The sequence below is a fragment of the Acinetobacter towneri genome (assembly GCF_017498585.1).
Taxonomy (GTDB): domain Bacteria; phylum Pseudomonadota; class Gammaproteobacteria; order Pseudomonadales; family Moraxellaceae; genus Acinetobacter; species Acinetobacter towneri.
Genome location: NZ_CP071766.1, coordinates 2480290 through 2499900, shown reverse-complemented (window position 1 = coordinate 2499900; position 19611 = coordinate 2480290). Strand labels below are relative to the sequence as shown.

Genomic DNA, 19611 nt, shown 5'->3' with positions numbered 1-19611 from the left:
TTTTTTTTTGCTCGATTTTTTTGTCGTGAAATCTATAATGCCTACATCTTAGAACAGCACAAGATCATTTCTTATGATTCGTTTAATGCAAGCCCATGATGTCGCCGATGTGGTTGCGATTGAAAATTTGGTACAAAGTCATCCGTGGAGTGCCAAACAATTTGCCGAAGCGGTAGAGAGTTATCACAGTACCGTGATTGAACATGCAGGGAGAGTGGTGGGTTTTTGTATTTTGCAACCTGTGTTGGATGAAGCAAATTTGTTGTTGATGGCGGTGCATCCAAGTCAGCAAGGCAAAGGTTTAGGTTATCAACTGCTAGAACATTCTATTGCAGGTTTGAAAAACCAACCTGTGCAGATTTTTTTAGAAGTACGCGAAAGTAATTTAGCTGCGATAGCCCTGTATGAAAAGTCAGGTTTTCATCAAATTGATTTACGTAAAAATTATTATCCTAAAACGGATGGCACACGGGAGCATGCCATTATTATGGTGAAATCTTGTAGCGATGATTTTGCCAGTTTGTTTAAGTGAATCTGATCGATGCAAAAATCAGTATTGCATCATTACATTTTTATTTGATGATGGAGTTATTCCAGCCTAAGGGCAGCGTGGTCATTAAGGAGTTTCCCAATTGCTGCACCTCATCGGTATTTAGGCTGCGGTTAATGCGTCGCCATTGACCATCAAGCAGTAGCTCAAGGGGCACATATTGCGATTTATAGTTCATTTTATTGGAATGTGGTACCCAATAACCTAAGTAAACATATTGCAGTCCCAAATGCTGTGCCTGTTCAATTTGTTTTAATACCGCAAATGTTCCGAGTGAGCGACGACTTTCGTCTGGGTCAAAAAAGGTATAGACCGCAGAAATACCATCATCTAAATAATCACAGGTCGATACTGCAATTAAGCGATCATCTTGCCAAACCTCTAAAAAGAAGCTGCTGGTACAACTGTGGATTAGGAATTTTTCAAATTGGTCACGGCTGGCAGGGAACATATCGCCATCGGCATGTCGTTCATTGATATAGCGTTCATACAGCGCATAATGCAAATCACCTGCATCTTGTGGCTTGGTGATTTTGATCTGTAAATCGTGATTGCGTTTCCAAGCTTTCTTTTGCGTGCTGTTCATTTTAAATTCAGCGACAGGAATACGTGAAGAAAGGCATTGGCGGCACAAATGGCATTCAGGACGATAGACAAAATCGCCACTGCGACGAAAACCGACCCGAGAGAGTTCAGACAAAGTCAGCACATCAATTTTATGTGCAGGGTCTAAAAAAACCATCCGCGCAGATTTTTCGGGTAAATAGCTGCAATCATGCGGCGGAGTAATGTAATACTGCAAATCATTTAGCAGGGATTTTGGGTGATATGAATTCATTTTCAAGATCCCTCTCTGTTATTGTCATTCAAATAGGCGCGCATACTGCGCTATTGTTTTACTTGAAAATACACTGTCCTGATATTTTTTCCAATTGATTGCAGGCTGTTTTACAACATCTTGTAACGATTTAAGATAGTCTTGGCGAGAAAGTGTACATGCGCCCAGACTAATTAAATGATCATTGACCAATTGACAGTCAATCCAAGGCAATTGTTGTTCTTGTCCGAGCAGCATCAAACTATAAAATGCCATTTTAGATACATCAGTGCGATGGCTAAACATGGACTCGCCAAAACAGCCCTTGCCAATGCTGCCCCCATACAAACCGCCGACCAAAAGATCTTGCTCCCAAACTTCGACACTGTAGCCATAACCTGCTGCAAAAAGCTGACAATACCCTTGAATGATCTCTTCAGAAATCCAAGTTTCATTGGCGTAGCTACGGGGCAAGGCACAATTGCGAATCACCTGTTCAAAGGCGTGATTGACAGTAATGCGATAATCCATTTTTCTCATGTTACGGATTAAAGATTTACTGGGCTGATAATATTGCGGAATAATCACACAACGCGGTTCAGGACTCCACCAGCAAATAGGATCACCTTCTGAAAACCATGGAAATAAGCCATGTGTATAGGCTTCATAGAGCGTAGAAGGGGAGAGGTCTGCACCTACACAAATCAAGCCTTCACCCTCAGGATCGACTTCAATGGGATCGGGGAAAATGAATTGTGAAGCCGGGAGCGTGTGCATATCAATTGCCGTATGAAGTTTTACGATGAACTTGATTTCATCATACCTAAAAATGCCGTGATAAAAAAACCGCTCAAGGAGAGCGGTCTTTAAACTTGGTCACTAAATTATTCACCAAGTGCATCTAAATATTTTTCTGCATCCAAAGCTGCCATACAACCTGAACCTGCAGAAGTAATCGCTTGGCGATAAATTGAATCGGCCACATCACCTGCAGCAAATACGCCAGCCACAGAAGTTTGAGTCGCATTGCCTGAAGTGCCGCTTTGTACTTGGATATAACCATCACGCAAGTTCAATTGACCTTCGAACATGCCTGTATTCGGTTTGTGACCAATCGCAATGAATAAGCCAGACACATCAACAATTTGAGTAGAGCCATCAGTGGTTGATTTTAAACGTACTGAAGTTACGCCTGTGTTGTCGCCCAAGACTTCATCAACTTGGTTATTCCAAAGAATACTGATTTTGCCTTCTTTTTCTTTGGCAAATAAATGATCTTGCAAGATTTTTTCAGAGCGAAGTGAATCACGACGATGCACCAATGTCACGTGTGATGCAATGTTAGACAGGTATAATGCTTCTTCAACAGCCGTGTTACCACCACCAACGACCATCACTTTTTGGTTTTTGTAGAAGAAACCATCACAGGTAGCACAAGCACTTACGCCTTGACCCATAAATGCTGCTTCAGATTCTAAACCTAAATATTGTGCAGTCGCACCTGTGCAAATGATTAAAGCATCACAGGTAAATTCTTCCATATCACCTTTCAGTACAAATGGGCGCACATTCAGGTTTACTTCATTGATATGGTCATACACGATTTCTGTGCCAAAGCGTTCCGCATGAGCTTGCATACGTTCCATTAACGCTGGGCCTGTTAAACCTTCAGGATCACCTGGCCAGTTATCAACTTCCGTAGTTGTGGTGAGTTGACCACCCAATTGTAAGCCTGCAATTAAAGTCGGTTTTAAGTTGGCACGTGCAGCATATACTGCAGCACTATAACCTGCAGGGCCTGAACCTAAAATAATTAAACGTGAGTGACGAGCGCTCATGCACAGCATCCTTTTTTTATTTAGAAATTTATGGAATTATACGTGAAACAGGATGAGTTTGCTGTGTGATTAAAGTTGATATTACTGATCATGTAAATCGATTTGAGCTATATAGAAAAAGTTAACAACACACTTCAATAATCTTGCATCTTTTTCTAGGCAACACATGCATAATAGAAGGTCTGTTATAATTTATAGCTTGCTGTGTGGTGAAGCTTGCATCGTGAAATGCAACTTAAATGACACAGCTAAATGAAATACAGACGCTCCGAATCAGGTGGCTTTTTAAGACCATCGAACAAACAAAAAACATTGATGAAGAATTGGCGACAGGACAATATATGACTGCGGTGTCGGGTGCTTATGCACATCGCTTAATAGCGACATTATTTTTGGTCTCTTTTGGAATATATCTGTTCCTTGCAACGGTGACCTATACTCCATTTGACCCAGGTTGGATGCACATTTCCAGTGACACCCAACAGGTTTCAAATGCGAGTGGAATCGCAGGTGCGTGGATTGCCGATTTACTGTTTGGCTTTTTAGGTTGGGCGAGTCTGCTTCTTCCTGCTTATTTTTTTATTGAAGCCTTACAAGTCTGGTGGCCACGTAGTTTTTTAAACCGACCATTTCGTTATGCTGCACAATTCTTCATTTTATTGGCAACAGCAAGTTTGCTGTATTTATTTTGGCAAGTACCTGCCGATACGTTAGACAATGCCTCAGGCGGCATCATTGGTTTTGAACTTGGGAAAAGTTTATCGCAAATTTTAACCATTTATGGAGCAACACTTTTTTTAGTCGTCTTTTGGATTTTCTTATTTACCCTCGCATTTGGGGTGAAGTGGAACAGAACGTGGGCAACTTTAAAAGCTACACCTGCTTATCTGCAAGATTTGTTCTATCGCAATGTACCTGAAGCAGAATCTGACTTTGACCGTTCTACACCACAGGTGAAAAAGACCGTTGTCGCTGCTGCACCTGTGGTTGCTGTTGAAGTGGCATCAACTGATTTAGAAGCAGCAAGTGAACCCGTGGTTGCACAGGCGAAAGAAGCTGAAACAACTGCACCACATCCTGCGGCAGAGCGTATGTTTAATCACATGCAGCAACGTGAAGAAGAAGAGCAACAGGCGCAGCAACAGCTATTGGTGCAAGATGAAATTGATGATGTTGAGTTAGAAAAAACCATCGAAAAGGCGCATCGCTTAGAACAAGACAGCCAGCGTATTGTTGCGACAGGCGAAGTGTGGCGTGCTTTACAAGAAAATACCGACAGTCAGCATAACCAAGACATTCATGCATTATTACGTGCTTCTGAAGAACCAGAGCCACATCTACAATCGAATCCTTTTGATGAAGTGCGTCCTGCATCTACGGCATCTCAAGCCACTGCAAAATCTTCGTTAGATTGGGATGATGATCAAATTTTTGATGAATTGCTCGCAGCAGTTCCGCAAGGCAAAGCTGCAAGTGATTTACACAGCCCATTCCAAAACAGCGAGGCAATGGATACTTTAGATGAGTCTGTGACCCAGCAAGAAACAGTGCATCCGCACTCGAATCCTACGGCTCACAATTTTAACGATGATCTCAGCAGATTTGAGTCAGATTTTAACCCGCCATCGTCAAGTGCTTCGAATACGCAAAATCATGCTGTACGCCAAGAGCGCCATTTGCAGCATGATTTAGACAGTTTAGATGACTTGTTGGTGGATGATCTTTTGGGTGATGAGTTACAGCAAGATGCATTTCAAGATCAAGCGCCTGTAGCGCGTAGTACCAGTAGCTATGCACAAAGTTCTGCTTTTGTTCAGGCACCTATTCAGACGGCAGCCACTGCCGCAGTGATGGCAAACGCAGCGACTGCTACACAGGCTGAACAAGCAGAAAAAGTGGCGTTATCCAAAGAAGCATTTATCGAAGCTTGGCAGGAAACCGCAGGCAAACCACTAGACGAAGATGACTTTGATTTTGATGCGCCGCTGACCGATGCACATGGTCGTCCGATGTCACGCGCCATGCAGGTTGCAGAAAAACGTCGTGATTTATCGCCATTACCGGGTTTGGACTTGCTCGATAAAGTCGATCCAAACAAAAAAGTGAACTTCACCGCAGAACAATTATCGCGCTTGTCGGAATTGCTGGAAATTAAATTACAGGAATTTAATGTCAAAGCCAAAGTGGTTGAAGCACAGCCTGGTCCTGTCGTGACCCGTTTTGAGCTGGATTTGGCACCTGGGGTCAAAGCTTCAAAAGTAACCAATATTTCTCGTGACTTGGCGCGTTCAATGTCGATGGCATCGGTACGTGTGGTCGAAGTGATTCCAGGCAAACCGTATATTGGCATTGAAGTACCGAATAGTTCACGTGAAATGGTACGTTTGATTGAGTTATTACAAACGCCTGCTTTTGAAGATCCAAACGGCATTTTATCTATGGCGATGGGGAAAGACATTTCAGGCAATCCTGTGATTACTGAATTGGGCAAAGCACCACACATGCTCGTAGCAGGGACAACGGGTTCAGGTAAATCAGTGGCAGTGAACTCGATGATTTTGTCGATGTTGCTGAAATACAAGCCTGATCAATTACGCTTAATTTTGATTGACCCGAAACAATTGGAACTCGCCAACTATAACGATATTCCACACTTATTGACGCCTGTAGTGACTGATATGAAAGATGCCGTCAGCGCTTTAAATTGGTGTGTCAATGAAATGGAACGTCGTTATAAGCTAATGTCTTTCCTGAAAATTCGTAAATTAAGCGACTATAACCGTAAGGTTGAAGAATCTATTGCCAATGGTGAAGATTTAATTGATCCAACTTGGAAGCCGGGAGATTCAGCAACGCAAGAACGTGCACCGCGTTTAACACCATTGCCATCTATTGTGATTGTGGCAGATGAGTTTGCCGACATGATCATGCAAGTGGGCAAGAAAGCGGAAGAAATGATTACCCGTTTGGCACAAAAATCACGTGCAGCAGGGATTCACTTACTCTTAGCAACTCAGCGTCCATCGGTGGATGTGATCACAGGTCTAATTAAAGCCAACATTCCAACCCGTGTAGCTTTGCGTGTGAACTCGAAAATTGACTCACGTACTATCTTGGATGCGGGCGGTGCAGAAGACCTGCTTGGTCATGGTGATATGCTATTTTTAGGGCCGGGTAAAATTGAGCCAGAACGTGTGCATGGCGCATTTATTTCGGATGATGAAGTCAACCGTATTTGTGATGCGTGGCGTGAGCGTGGCGATCCTGACTATGTCGATGAAATCTTGACGCCATTTGATGAAGAACCATCTTCACGTGGTTTTGAAGATGGTGAAGGCAGTCCAGACCGTGATGTGTTGTATGATCAGTGTGTAGCATTTGTTTTGGAAACACGTAAAGTGTCGACCTCATCTTTACAGCGCAAATTTAGCTTGGGCTATAACCGTGCGGCACGTATTGTCGATCAGATGCAAGAGCAAGGCATTGTGAGCGAGCAAGGAGCAAATGGGAAACGTGAAATTTTAGTGTAAAGCTTTCACTTTCTGTTTGATTTTGAATCAAGTAGTGCTATAAAAAAATCCCGCAATTCAATTGCGGGATTTTTTCTTTTTACACTCAATCTTTTTGGCTGAATTTAGCCAGAGATTGTGTTTAAACAGTTTAAGCAAACTTGGCTAAAACTGCTAAAAAACCATCTTTTTGACGTGGAAATTCAGCAATCACATCGTGAATACGCTGACCTTCAGGATTAGTGGCATTGACATCGCGACCATCGGCAACAAATTGTGTCAATAGACGTTCATAGTCACTTGGACGCATGTGTTTAAATGCGTGATAGAGTACGTGAAAATCTGCATTCACACCTGCAGGTGGAAGTTGATTCAAATAGGCAAATACACGTTCATCCGACCATGCTTCGTTAAAGGTCGCAGGTTGAGATAATGCCATGGCAATCTCCTTTATATTCTTTTGAAAAAAATAGGGCAAAATAACTAGTGTTATTTTGCCCTGATTCAATTTGCTTGACTAATCAGTATTCAGATTATCGCTCTTCAGGCAAATTGATATTCATTTCCAACATTTCAATATTGGCTTCTGAACGCACAGACATTTGAATATGTTGTTCATCGACACCACGCACGTAGCGATTTACCACTTGCATGATTTCTTTTTTCATCTGATCAATTTTGTCTTGGCTTAAGCGTTTACCTAGACCTTGTTCAGAAGCAACAATCACTTTTAAGCGATCTTTTGCTGTTTGTGCGCTAGATGGCTTGTCTTCACCGCTAAATAATTTGCTCCAAAATCCTGCCATGTCTACGCTCCAAATAATCGTGCTAACCAACCTTTCGGTTTTGTTTCAATATGACGAAACGGACGTTCTTCACCCAAGAAACGTGCAACTAAGTCATCATACGCCTGACCTGCAGCAGCATCGCTATACAGAATGACAGGTTTACCTTCGTTAGATGCTTGAAGTACGCTCTTACATTCAGGAATCACGCCTAAAGTTGGTACACGTAAAATATCTTTAGAAATGTCGTCAATGGTCAGCATTTCTTGTTTATCGGCACGTTCTGGGTTGTAACGTGTAATACACAAGTGCTTACGCACACGACCTTCATTTTGTTCTACTTTTTTGGTTTTGCTGTCAAGCATACCAATAATACGGTCAGAGTCACGTACTGAAGAAATTTCAGGGTTAGTCACAATAATCGCTTCATCGGCATGGTACATTGCAAGAATGGCACCGCGCTCAATCCCTGCAGGTGAGTCGCAAATAATGTAATCAAACTCTTGTGCCAACTCATCCATAATACGTGCCACACCTTCATCGGTGAGGGCATCTTTATCACGGGTTTGTGAAGCTGGAAGAATATAAAGGTTTTCGATATCTTTATCGCGAATTAATGCTTGTTGTAAACGCGCTTCATTATTTAATACATTCACAAAATCATAAACAACGCGACGTTCACAACCCATAATTAAGTCAAGGTTACGTAAACCCACGTCAAAATCGATAACAACAGTTTTGTGACCACGTAGGGCTAAACCTGTTGCAAAAGATGCACTTGTAGTGGTTTTACCTACGCCACCTTTGCCTGATGTTACGACAACAATTTTCGCCACCGAATCCACTCCTGTTATGGTTTAAATTCCCCTATATTTTTTCGGGGATTTTTGGTGATTATTTATACATTAAAATTGTAGAGCTTCAAATACAAGCTCTTGGTTATCATTTAAGTAAATATGCACAGGTTTTTTAGTCACATGCTGAGGAATATCGTCCGCCACGCAATACGTGCCTGCAATAGATACCAATTCTGCTTCTAGGGAATGACAGAAAATTCGTGCCGCAATATTCCCGCCCGCGCCGGCAATGACTCTACCACGTACACTACCATAAATATGTATATTTCCTGAAGCAATCACTTCAGAACCGCTGTTGATGCCTGCGGTTAAAATAATGTCGCCCTGATGTTGTACCAAGCATTGACCTGTACGCAAAATTTCATCGTGATAAGACGTAATATGCGCTACAGCAGGTGTAGTTTCAGCAACTTGATTTTCCGTCTGTTGCTGTTCTGCCGCAGGTTCAGGTTTTACTTCAACCACTTGTTCTTTGGTGGCTTTCACTTCCTGCAATGGACGGTCTTGCGGGATGACAGGGAACTGAATAGCACGTGCCTGATCTGCCATAATGCCTTCAGTCACAGCAATTGGCTGTGCTTCTAGGCTAATTAGCAATTGAATTAGCGCAATCAATTCTTGTTCGACTGAACTTTCAATGACCACCAAAACCCCTGGTGGAAATGATTTTTGCAACATTGGGCTTAGTTGCTGGCGGATCGCATCATGATCATTGGTGTCTAAGCTAATGCGAATCGCATTGACCAATCTGCCTTTTATCCGTATGTCAGCCATAATAATTCCTTAACACTTCTAACTTTGCTGGTTGTTGAAGTCATCTTATAAATAGAGCAAATCCTAGAACAAATTGGGTGAATTCTCTAGTTCAGTTACTAAAAATATTTCACATTGTTTTAGCTAAAATTATCGAAAGACCTTTATGAAATATCGTGTTGTTGTCCTTCATTTAAAATTTGTTGCCATTGTTTAACTTTTACTTGTTTGCGAATTGCTTCTAAACTTTCAAATATCGCTGATTCCACTAATTTATCAATATGCTGATTATGTTCAATCTCAATCTGACTAATTTTTTCAGCAATCATTTGATAAGTTGGATTTTGTACTTGTTGATGCTGCTGTGCAAAAGGTTCAATTAAACCTTGGGTGATATTTTCGCCCAATCGTTGTCCGATACTTTGAATTTGCTGTTCAATACGTCCACCGACCAATGGAATCAGGCGCAGCAATTGCGTCAGTTCAGGCGTATCTTCAATGGCTTGATTCACCACCAACCCGACATTTTTCGCAATCATGTGACGCTGCATTTGTAATTCTTTGCCTAAGGATTCCTGCAAAATATCGGCTAGGGCAATCGCGAGTAATTGACGATGATGCTCGACCAAATCATCAATAAATTGTTTGTGAGTGGTACTGGTGGTCAATTCACGTTGCACACCATTAAGTACTGTGAGCACCACACGGCTACTCAGTTCTTCCATTAGCAAGTTGTAGTAAAAGTTGCCGCGTTTATACCAACTGTCTGGAATGACTTTATAGCCATGGCTATGCAGGTTGTAACCAATCGCGATGGCACGTAATAAACGTAAAAAACGCAATTGCGGAATAATTGCAAGAATTTCATACCAGTGAATAAACGGGAAAAACCACCAACGCTGATGATGTTTGAAAATAATTGCAATACCCCAACGCACGCCCAACTCTACAATTAAAAACGTGGTAAACCAGCCTTCGGTAATCACCACCCAAGGGCGCAATTCTATTCGATAAAACTGTAAAATTTCAGGTAGACAAATAAAATCGAACAACCATTCGCCAAAATCACTCATTAAAATGGCATTGGCACTTAAACAGAACAAGTTAAAGATGATTAAACCCATCAAAAACAAGTCATAAGCCAAGGCAATTTTCCATCCCCATGAATCTTTACGCAGGGGATGAAAAGAGGATTTGATGACAGGTTCTTCAGACTTTTTCATGGCGTACCTGAATGGTTATGCAGTCGGAGCTGCAAGTTTTTGTTGCATGCTTTCAATCAATTGATCTTTTTCCAGCCACAGTTCATGCACCCATTGCTGAAAACGCTCACGATATTCAGCATCATCTTCGTAATTGCCGCCCAACACCCAATCTGGAATATTAATTTTGCGTAAATTCACCGCAATGCGCGGCACCTCACCTAACCAAAACTCGCTATAGCCCGGCACGCCATCTGGGTACACAATGGTCATATCTACCAAGGCATCAATTTGATCACCCAAAATATTCAATGCCAAAGCTAAACCACCAGCTTTTGGCTTTAATAAATGTTGATAAGGCGATTGTTGTTGATCATGTTTTTCTTGGGTAAAGCGTGTGCCTTCTAAATAATTCAGCAGGGTAAAGGGCTGACTTAATAACTGTTGGCAGGCTTTACGCGCTTCTTCCATATCGTGGTCTTTCAGCTCAGGTTTTTTGGCAATTTGTGCTTTGCTGTGACGCTTCATCATTGGGAAGCCTAAAATTTTAAAGGCTTGTCCTACAAAGGGAATAAAGATCAGTTCCCACTTGGTAAAAAAGCGGGTCAATGGCATACGGGTTAAGCCAAAATACTGATTTACTGTGGTATCGACCCAACTTTGATGGTTACAGGTCATGAGATAACGACCTTGCATGCTCAGTTGCAAATCTTCATCAATGCTGATATCCCATTGGGTATTGGGTAATACATGATCAATCAGCCAGTTGTTTACACTGAGCCAACTGTTGGTAATTTGAATATTGGTTTCATCGACCTTACGTGACTGCTTTAACAGTTTGGTCAAGCCCAGCGCCAACACAGGTGGACCGTGAAAAAATGTACTGCCAGTAATGACTGTACCCACGGTGAGTCCTTTTGTGATTTTTTTTAATAAAGGGTGTTTTTTAGCTTGCGATGACATAAAAATCGGTCCTGAAGAAAAATCGTCCAATGCGTCACATATTGATTTATAGACTCAATATAAATGTTGTTTTTAAAATAAAAAAGTGTTGAAGTGAAAGTGTGTAGAAATTGTGATGAAGTTATACCAAGATTTGTACACGATCATGAAGATTTGTAAGCAAAAGTTTTTTTATTAACAAAAAATCAATGGTCTAAGTCTATTTTTTCATTCAATATTTGCATCATACAACAAAACACAAAGTAAGGAGGCATGCCATGCGTGCATTAGCAATTTCGGCAGCAGTCGTAGGGGCAATGGTTTTAACTGGTTGTCAAACGACTGGTAACAACCTTGGTGGTATGGAATATGACAAAACTGCGTTAGGCACAGTAATTGGTGCTGCTGCAGGTTATGGGGTCTCTAAAAGTAACGCAAATACAAGTGCACAAAACAACCGTGCTGCAGCAATTGGTGCTGTAGTTGGTGCTGCTGCGGGTGTTTATCTTGACAATAAAGAAAAACAACTTCGTCAACAAATGGCTGGTACAGGCGTAGAAGTAAACCGTAATGCCGATGGTTCTGTTGGCTTGATCATGCCGGGTAACATCACGTTTGATACTAACAAATCAAACATCAAACCAAACTTCTATTCTACCTTGGACAAAGTAGCGCAAACGCTAACCCAAGATAACAAGAGCGGTATTTTGGTAACAGGTTTTACTGACAGCACTGGTAACGACGCAATCAACATTCCATTGTCACAAGCACGTGCACAATCGGTTGCAAACTACTTGGCTAGCCGTGGTGTATCAACTTCACGTATTAATGCACAAGGTCACGGTGCTGCAAACCCAATCGCATCGAATGCTACTGCAGAAGGTCGTGAGCAAAACCGTCGTGTAGAAATCAGCATTTATGCAATCCAATAATCTGGCATTGTATAGATTGTAAAGAACCGCCTTCGGGCGGTTTTTTTATGCAAGCAATTTCTAGGGTCTACTCAGCAAATAGACAATGACGTCTAAAGTAGCATTTTAGATTAGTCATCTTTGGCGGAGATGACTATAATCGAGCTCGAACCGAAATAGAGGAAATACTATGACACTGGCAAGTCAGTTAAACGACAAGCAACTTGAAGCGATGAAATACACTCAAGGACCCTTGTTAGTGCTTGCAGGTGCAGGTTCAGGCAAAACTTCGGTGATTACCCGAAAAATTGCCTATTTGGTTAAGCATTGCGGGATTCCTGCGCATCGTATTACAGCGATGACTTTTACCAACAAAGCAGCACGAGAAATGAAAGAGCGTGTGACCAAATTGTTGTCACGTGAAGAAGCTAAAGGATTATCGGTTTCGACTTTCCACACCTTTGGTCTGAATTTATTACGTCATGAATTAAAACACACGCCGTTAAAAGCCAACTTCTCTATTTTAGATGCCGATGACTGCAAACGTATTCTGATGGATTTAATGCACCGCGATAATTTGTCGGGTGCAGAAAGCAAAGAATTGATTGCCAAAGCCATGAAGATGATTTCAGACTGGAAAAATGATCTGATTGCACCAGAGCAGGCGCATACCACCTGCGAAACGCCAGAAGACATCCAGTTTGCACATTTATATCAACTTTATGAACGTAATTTACGTGCCTATAACGCGGTAGATTTTGATGATTTAATTGTAATGCCGACACGACTTTTGCAAGAAAATGCCGAAGTGCGTGACAAGTGGCAAAACCGTGTTCGTTATTTATTGGTCGATGAGTATCAGGACACCAACACCGCACAATATATCTTGGTGAAATTACTTGTGGGCGTAATGGGGCAGTTCACTGCGGTAGGTGACGACGACCAATCGATTTACGCTTGGCGCGGTGCGAAGCCTGAAAATATGGCCTTGCTGAAAGATGATTTCCCGAATTTAAAAGTGATTAAACTTGAGCAAAACTATCGCTCGACCAGTCGCATTTTAAAAGCGGCCAACACCGTCATTGGCAATAATCCACATATTTTTGACAAAAAACTGTGGTCAGATAAAGGTCATGGTGAAGTGATTCGGGTAATTACATGCCGCAATGATGATGATGAATCAGAACGCGTGGTTAAAGACTTACTCACGCATAAACTGATGAATGGTAAAAGCTGGAAAGATTATGCAATTTTGTACCGAGGGAACTTTCAGGCACGTATTCTGGAAACCCAATTACGTCAAATGCAAATTCCTTACAAGCTTTCGGGGGGGCAGTCATTCTTCGCACGTGCTGAAATCAAAGACATCATGAGTTATTTGCGTCTGATTATTAACCCTGAAGATGACAGCGCATTCTTACGCATTATTAACACGCCTAAACGCGCGATTGGTCCTGTGACTTTGGAAAAACTAGGGCTGTTTGCACAGGAAAACCATTTGTCATTATTGGCTGCTGCAGGTGATCAGCGCCTAACCATGGCAATTCCGAAAAAAGCCACGACGCAGTTGGCAGAGTTTTCAGATTTTATTAGCAATTTTACGCGTAACTTATTGGAAGATGATGAACCTGTGCCAATCATCCGTCAAATGATGCTCGAAGCAGGTTATATCGACTACATTAAAGAGCAAGCAGCTACCCCTGCGCAGGAAAAAACCAAGCTAGATAATATCGAAGTTCTATATAGCAGCATCCAAAGTTTGATTAACCGTGCTGAAGATGTCGATGAAAAGAATATTGAAAGCGTGATTCGTAAAATGGTGCTGCTCGATATGCTCGAACAGCAACAGGAAGAAGAAGACACTGATAAAGTCAATTTACTCACCCTGCATGCGTCCAAAGGCTTGGAATTTCCGTACGTGTATTTGATTGGTTTGGAAGAAGAGCTTTTACCGCATAAAAACTCAATTGTGGCAGATACTGTCGAGGAAGAACGCCGTTTGATGTACGTGGGGATTACTCGTGCACGTCAGGGCTTAACCATTACTTTGGCAGAGCAGCGCAAAGCGGGCGGGCAAATGAAACAAATGACCCCAAGTCGTTTTTTGGATGAATTACCACAAGATGAATTGGAATGGCTCGGACGTAAGAAAAAGTTAGCCGGTGATGTCGATCCGAAATTACAGGCACAGCATTATTTAGAAAATTTACGTGCCTTAATCAAGCGCTAATTTTTTGAAAATACTTAGGGCATTGATGCAAGTACAGCATCAAATGGCACATCGAAAATCGAAAGAAAATTGAAAATTTAAAAACAGGATAAACTTCATGAAAGTTCAAGTTAAAGTCTTAGATTCACGTTTAGGCACAGAATGGCCAATGCCAACTTATGCAACCGCAGGTTCGGCAGGGTTGGACTTACGTGCTTGTGTAGACAGCAGCACCGTGATTGAGCCGGGTCAAACAGTATTGGTCAAAACAGGTTTAGCGATTTATATTCAAGATACAGGTTTTGCAGGCATGATTTTGCCGCGTTCAGGCTTGGGTCACAAACATGGCATCGTGTTGGGGAACTTGGTGGGTTTGATTGATTCAGATTATCAGGGTGAATTGATGGTTTCGGTGTGGAACCGTAGCCAAACAGCATTTAGCTTAGAACCTGGTGAGCGTTTAGCGCAATACGTTTTGGTTCCTGTGGTACAGGCCAAGTTTGAACAAGTAGATGAATTTGTTGCCACCGAACGTGGTGCAGGTGGTTTTGGGCATACGGGCAAAAACTAAGTTACTTAGGTTTCAGCCTATATCGTTTGGTAAAGTTTTATCTGAAACTTTACCAACAATTCTTGAAAAGTAACGAAAGATGTACTAATAATGACAAGTAAATCACTAGCTCTGATGAGACCATTGCACATCTATTAAAAAATCTAATTAGAATTTTCAAAATATCTCGAGCCAAGATTTATTCACTTTATGTTGGCTCATCTTTGTAGTTGTAAGCCTATGAACAATCCACAAACACTTTTTCCTCAGCATATTTTTCGCGCTTATGACATTCGTGGCAAAGAAACTGTGCTGACCGCGAAATTGGTACACGCCATTGCACAAGGATTGGTGCAACAATATCAACAAGAAAAGCAAACTCAAATTAGTATTGGTTATGATGCGCGTTTAAATAGCCCCGCTTATGCTGAAATTATGCGCCAAGTCTTTCTTGCCCATCAATTTCAAGTGACGATGGTGGGTTGTTGTTCTAGCCCGATGTTGTATTTTATGGCACGACACACGGCAGGCAATGGCATTATGCTTACGGCCAGTCATAATCCAAAATCAGACAACGGCATTAAATGGATTGTGCAGGGCGAACCGCCAACCCCTGAAATGATTCAACACGTGGCACACGATGCAGCGCCATATTATTTAAATACCGATGCAGCACCATCCATCGCCTCACAACACGCCACCAACATTTCACATGAATTTATTGAAGATGCGTGTCAGCAATATCAGCAGGCAATGTTGAACGATATTCAACTGGCGGGCACTTTTAAAGTGGTTTTAGATGGGATGTATGGTTCGGCAGGTCATTGCGCTGCTTTGGTTTTGCAAAAAATGGGCTGTGAGGTGATTGCTTTACGCTGCGAAGCCAATGGTCACTTTCCAGAACATGCACCCGATCCATCACAAGAAAAACACTTACAACATTTAAAAGCTGCGGTGCGTGAACATCAGGCGGACATTGGCATTGCTTTAGATGGCGATGGTGATCGTGTCGTCCTCTTGGATGAACATGCCAATGTGCTTTCAGCAGATCGTTTGCTGTCTTTATTTGCAGAAATGTGTTTAAAAACTCATCCTCAGCATCAAGTGGTGTTTGATGTAAAATGCTCCACTATGGTGCGCAATACCGTGCGTGATTTGGGTGGCGAAGCGGTGATGATTCGCACGGGCAGTACCTTCTTGCGGCGTTATTTGGCGCAGTCGCAAGGCAAGGCTGTGTTCGGTGGCGAATACGCAGGACATTATGTATTCAATGATGGACGTGGTTTTGGCTATGACGATGGTATTTACGCAGCGCTGCGCGTGTTGGAATATTTAAGCCACAGTAATTACAGCAGCCTTTCGGCATTGATGCAGAAATACCCTGAGCGTTGCTGCACTGAAGACACGTATATCAGCACACGGAATATTGAACCGAGTGCGGTTTTAAATGATGTTGAAAGTTCTAGCCATCGCAGTGGTGCAGAATTAAGTAAAATAGATGGTGTAAGACTTGATTTTGAAGATGGATTTGGCATTATTCGAGCATCCAATACAGGCGAATATTTTACGGTGCGTTTTGATGCCGATAATCCATCACGACTGAATGATATTCGCGATACATTTGTTTCCATGTTAAGTGAGCGATACCCTGAAATCGCCCAAGACATTTTAGATGCTCAATAAGGAGAGGCGAATGCCACATCAACAGACTGGTATCGACAAAGCGCAAATTTTGACTGAAGCTTTGCCGTATATTCAACGTTTTGCGGGCAAGACCCTTGTTGTGAAATATGGCGGCAATGCCATGACCGATCCTGAGCTGGAAAGTTCTTTTGCTCGTGATATCGTGTTGTTAAAGACTGTAGGCTTAAACCCGATTGTGGTGCATGGCGGTGGCCCACAAGTGGATTCTATGCTCAAGCAATTGGGACGTGAGTCTGACCGTATTGATGGCATGCGTGTCACCGATCCTACGACTATGGAAGTCGTAGAAATGGTCTTGGGTGGTAGCGTCAACAAATCTATCGTCAATCTGATTAACCAACATGGCGGTCGTGCCATTGGTTTGACGGGTAAAGATGGTAACTTGATTCGCGCACAAAAATTATTGATGCAAAAAACTACTGAAACAGGCGAAGTACAACAAATTGACCTTGGTTTGGTGGGTGAAGTGGTGGGTGTCAAAACCGACGTGTTGGAAATGTTTACCAGCAGCGACTTTATTCCAGTGATTGCACCTTTAGGTGTCGATGATGCAGGCAATACCTATAACATTAATGCCGATTTAGTCGCAGGTAAAGTTGCCGAAGCATTGGGTGCGGAAAAGTTAATTTTGCTGACCAATATTACGGGTGTATTAGACGAAAATAAAAACCTGTTAACTGGTTTGACTACGCAGGAAGTAGATCGTTTAATTGATACAGGCGTGATTTACGGTGGCATGATTCCAAAAGTGGGTTGTGCATTGGATGCAGTTAAAGGCGGTGTAATCAGTGCACATATTGTAGATGGTCGTGTGCCACATGCTACTTTATTGGAAATCTTTACTGATCATGGTGTGGGAACATTAATTACCAACCGTGTCCAAACGCGTAAATAAAACTCTATAAGATGATCCCTAAAAGAGCTTCACAATTGAAGCTCTTTTTTATGTCAAATTTACGGCAAGAAACTGAAATTTTGTTGATTCAGCATCCTTGAAATTGCTTTGCACCTATCCTGCAATCTTAAAATTGTAGTCGCTAAAATCGCGGTCATCATAGTGTCATGCTGCTGTCCTAGTGTAGGAGAAAACATGAGGTATCTATGATGCTACAAAAATTAAATCAGTATCGTCAGCAGTTTAGCTTTCCTATGGTTAAAGTGGGTAAAGCACAGAAAAAAAACAGCAAAGCTACGCAATATGCGTTTGAATGGGTTGAAAATTTAAAGCAACTACAAGAAGTACAGCGCTTTCGTGCACAGCAATTTTCCAAGCAATTTGGCATTGAATTTGAATCGGCTTTAGATCAGGACTTGTACGATTTTGGCTGTGAACACGCCGTACTCAGAGATAAATCTACGGGTGAAATTGTTGCTTATACTCGTTTAAAACTTTGGCAAGGGCATGAGCTAGCCAACAGTTATAGTGCGCACGAGTTTAAAATTATAGATGAGTTAGGGCATCTCTCGAATATTGTCGAAATGGGGCGTACTTGTGTGCATCCACGTTATCGTTCAGGCAAAACACTCTCTATTTTATGGCTGAATTTAGTGCCTAAAGTGTTATGGGAAATGCGTGCCAAACACATGATTGGCTGTGTCAGTATTCGTTTGGAAGGTAATGAAGCACGCGCGTATCATACCCATCAAGCGATTCAACAATTGGCAGAAAATCAACGCTGCGATATTCAGTCACAGCAGCCGTTTGAGCCAAGTTGTCCAAGTCATAGCTTTAGCCAAGATGAACGAATACCTAAACTGTTTGATGTTTATCTGAAAATGAATGCTAAGCTGTCTGAGCAAGCATTTTATGACCGTGAGTTTAACTGTCTAGATTATTTTGTTTTGTTAGATGTGAAACAAATGGCGAAACATTTTATTCGCCAAAAGAAAGTGAAAGCATCTTAACTAGAATAATTAAGCAGAGATTTCTACAGCACTGCATATCTATGAAGTGGTACTGTAGAAATCTATTTATATTTTTCAGATTTGAATTATCCACATGGCTGATGCACAATAATCAGATAATTTCATTATTTGTATAAAGATAAGGCCTTATGTGTCAGTTGCTTGGAATGAATTGTGCGACACCTACCGATATTACCTTTTCATTTCGGGGATTTTCGCAGCGCGCAGGAATCACCTCAGATCATTCTGATGGCTTTGGCATTGCTTTTTTTGAAGATAAAGCTTGCCGTTTATTTGTCGATAACCAGTCTGCAGTGGAGTCACCCATTGCAGAATTGATCCGTAACTATCCCATCAAATCGCGTAATGTGATTGCCCATATTCGTAAAGCGACACAAGGCAAAATTAATTTAGAAAATTCACATCCGTTTAGTCGTGAGTTGTGGGGACGCCAGTGGATTTTTGCCCATAATGGTGATTTACATGACTTTCATCCACGTTTATCAGGTCGTTTTACCCCTGTGGGCAATACCGACAGTGAACGTGCATTTTGTTATTTGTTAGATCAATTGGTAAATCATTTTGGTTATGATGAACCGAGCCTGACGCAAATTTTTGACTTGTTAGCCGAAATTTCTCCTAAAATTGCAGAACATGGCACTTTTAATTTTTGTTTGTCCAATGGTCAGGCATTATTTAGTTATGCGGTGACCAAATTACATTGGTTGGTGCGTGCTTATCCATTTCAGCCTGCACAATTAATTGATTTAGATGTTGAGGTTGATTTTAGCCAAGTCACCACAGCAGAGGATTGTGTGGCAGTGATTACCACTGAACCCTTGACTCAAAATGAAACATGGACAGCATTTCAGCCAGGTGAAATGATTTTATTTCAACATGGACGCCCAATTAAAACCCAAATGACACATATTGCGCGTTTGGAACGTGAGCGTTTAAATCCTGAATTAAGACGGATCACCAAAGCGGATCAATACTAATTTATACGGGTATGTGTGGTTGAAAAATATTCATTTTATTATTGTATAATTCAATTAAATCAAGAATGAAAATGTATAAAT

General features: G+C 41.7%; 18 protein-coding genes. 9 read left to right on the top strand and 9 right to left on the bottom strand.

Annotation, left to right across the window (positions count from 1 at the left end; genetic code table 11):
• Positions 1–73: 73 nt before the first annotated feature.
• Positions 74–532, top strand: a complete 459-nt coding sequence (rimI, locus tag J4G44_RS12075) for a ribosomal protein S18-alanine N-acetyltransferase (RefSeq protein WP_004975283.1) — start codon at positions 74–76, stop codon at positions 530–532.
• Positions 533–572: 40 nt separating this feature from the next.
• Here rimI and J4G44_RS12070 read toward each other — a convergent pair whose 3' ends face one another.
• From J4G44_RS12070 to trxB, 3 genes are all read right to left on the bottom strand, one after another.
• Positions 573–1388 (bottom strand): arginyltransferase, encoded by an 816-nt coding sequence (locus tag J4G44_RS12070; protein WP_131261724.1) that lies wholly within the window; start codon positions 1386–1388, stop codon positions 573–575.
• A 24-nt stretch (positions 1389–1412) separates the two neighbouring features.
• Positions 1413–2144, bottom strand: a complete 732-nt coding sequence (gene aat / locus J4G44_RS12065; RefSeq protein WP_207973701.1) for a leucyl/phenylalanyl-tRNA--protein transferase — start codon at positions 2142–2144, stop codon at positions 1413–1415.
• 107 nt (positions 2145–2251) lie between these two features.
• A complete protein-coding gene (trxB, locus tag J4G44_RS12060) occupies positions 2252–3205 on the bottom strand; it encodes a thioredoxin-disulfide reductase (RefSeq protein WP_004975288.1) in 954 nt (317 codons plus the stop codon).
• Positions 3206–3546: 341 nt separating this feature from the next.
• Between trxB and J4G44_RS12055 the strand changes: the two genes are divergently transcribed.
• Positions 3547–6735: a DNA translocase FtsK gene (locus tag J4G44_RS12055; protein WP_207973966.1), complete on the top strand. Its 3189-nt coding sequence runs from the start codon at positions 3547–3549 to the stop codon at positions 6733–6735.
• A 130-nt stretch (positions 6736–6865) separates the two neighbouring features.
• On the opposite strand, the gene J4G44_RS12050 is transcribed toward J4G44_RS12055, so the two are convergent.
• The 6 genes from J4G44_RS12050 to J4G44_RS12025 form a co-directional block, all read right to left on the bottom strand.
• Positions 6866–7153 carry a PA4642 family protein gene (locus J4G44_RS12050; protein ID WP_004975291.1) on the bottom strand — a complete coding sequence of 96 codons (288 nt, stop codon included), beginning with the start codon at positions 7151–7153 and terminating at the stop codon, positions 6866–6868.
• A 94-nt stretch (positions 7154–7247) separates the two neighbouring features.
• Positions 7248–7520, bottom strand: coding sequence for a cell division topological specificity factor MinE (minE, locus tag J4G44_RS12045; protein WP_096902698.1), 273 nt, complete (start codon positions 7518–7520; stop codon positions 7248–7250).
• A gap of 2 nt (positions 7521–7522) precedes the next feature.
• Entirely contained in the window at positions 7523–8335 is an 813-nt protein-coding gene (minD, locus tag J4G44_RS12040) for a septum site-determining protein MinD (protein ID WP_096902697.1), read from the bottom strand.
• A gap of 69 nt (positions 8336–8404) precedes the next feature.
• Positions 8405–9130 (bottom strand): septum site-determining protein MinC, encoded by a 726-nt coding sequence (gene minC, locus J4G44_RS12035; protein WP_004975296.1) that lies wholly within the window; start codon positions 9128–9130, stop codon positions 8405–8407.
• Between the two features lie 143 nt (positions 9131–9273).
• Entirely contained in the window at positions 9274–10332 is a 1059-nt protein-coding gene (locus J4G44_RS12030; RefSeq protein WP_207973700.1) for a preprotein translocase subunit SecA, read from the bottom strand.
• A gap of 15 nt (positions 10333–10347) precedes the next feature.
• Positions 10348–11274, bottom strand: coding sequence for an acyltransferase (locus J4G44_RS12025; RefSeq protein ID WP_154320414.1), 927 nt, complete (start codon positions 11272–11274; stop codon positions 10348–10350).
• A 257-nt stretch (positions 11275–11531) separates the two neighbouring features.
• Here J4G44_RS12025 and J4G44_RS12020 point away from each other — a divergent pair, with 257 nt between their 5' ends.
• From J4G44_RS12020 to J4G44_RS11990, 7 genes are all read left to right on the top strand, one after another.
• Positions 11532–12185, top strand: coding sequence for a YiaD family glycine zipper/OmpA-like lipoprotein (locus tag J4G44_RS12020; protein WP_004975301.1), 654 nt, complete (start codon positions 11532–11534; stop codon positions 12183–12185).
• A gap of 169 nt (positions 12186–12354) precedes the next feature.
• The gene (locus J4G44_RS12015) at positions 12355–14394 is read left to right on the top strand and encodes a UvrD-helicase domain-containing protein (RefSeq protein ID WP_179991299.1); all 2040 of its coding nucleotides are present in this window, start codon (positions 12355–12357) and stop codon (positions 14392–14394) included.
• 97 nt (positions 14395–14491) lie between these two features.
• Complete coding sequence (dut, locus tag J4G44_RS12010; protein ID WP_004975307.1) at positions 14492–14944, top strand: dUTP diphosphatase; 453 nt, start codon at positions 14492–14494, stop codon at positions 14942–14944.
• Positions 14945–15163: 219 nt separating this feature from the next.
• The gene (locus J4G44_RS12005; RefSeq protein WP_004975308.1) at positions 15164–16606 is read left to right on the top strand and encodes a phosphomannomutase/phosphoglucomutase; all 1443 of its coding nucleotides are present in this window, start codon (positions 15164–15166) and stop codon (positions 16604–16606) included.
• Positions 16607–16616: 10 nt separating this feature from the next.
• Entirely contained in the window at positions 16617–17522 is a 906-nt protein-coding gene (gene argB, locus J4G44_RS12000; RefSeq protein WP_004975310.1) for an acetylglutamate kinase, read from the top strand.
• 209 nt (positions 17523–17731) lie between these two features.
• Positions 17732–18532, top strand: coding sequence for a GNAT family N-acetyltransferase (locus tag J4G44_RS11995; RefSeq protein ID WP_168710353.1), 801 nt, complete (start codon positions 17732–17734; stop codon positions 18530–18532).
• Between the two features lie 149 nt (positions 18533–18681).
• The gene (locus tag J4G44_RS11990; protein WP_004975313.1) at positions 18682–19530 is read left to right on the top strand and encodes a class II glutamine amidotransferase; all 849 of its coding nucleotides are present in this window, start codon (positions 18682–18684) and stop codon (positions 19528–19530) included.
• The last annotated feature ends 81 nt before the right edge of the window (positions 19531–19611 follow it).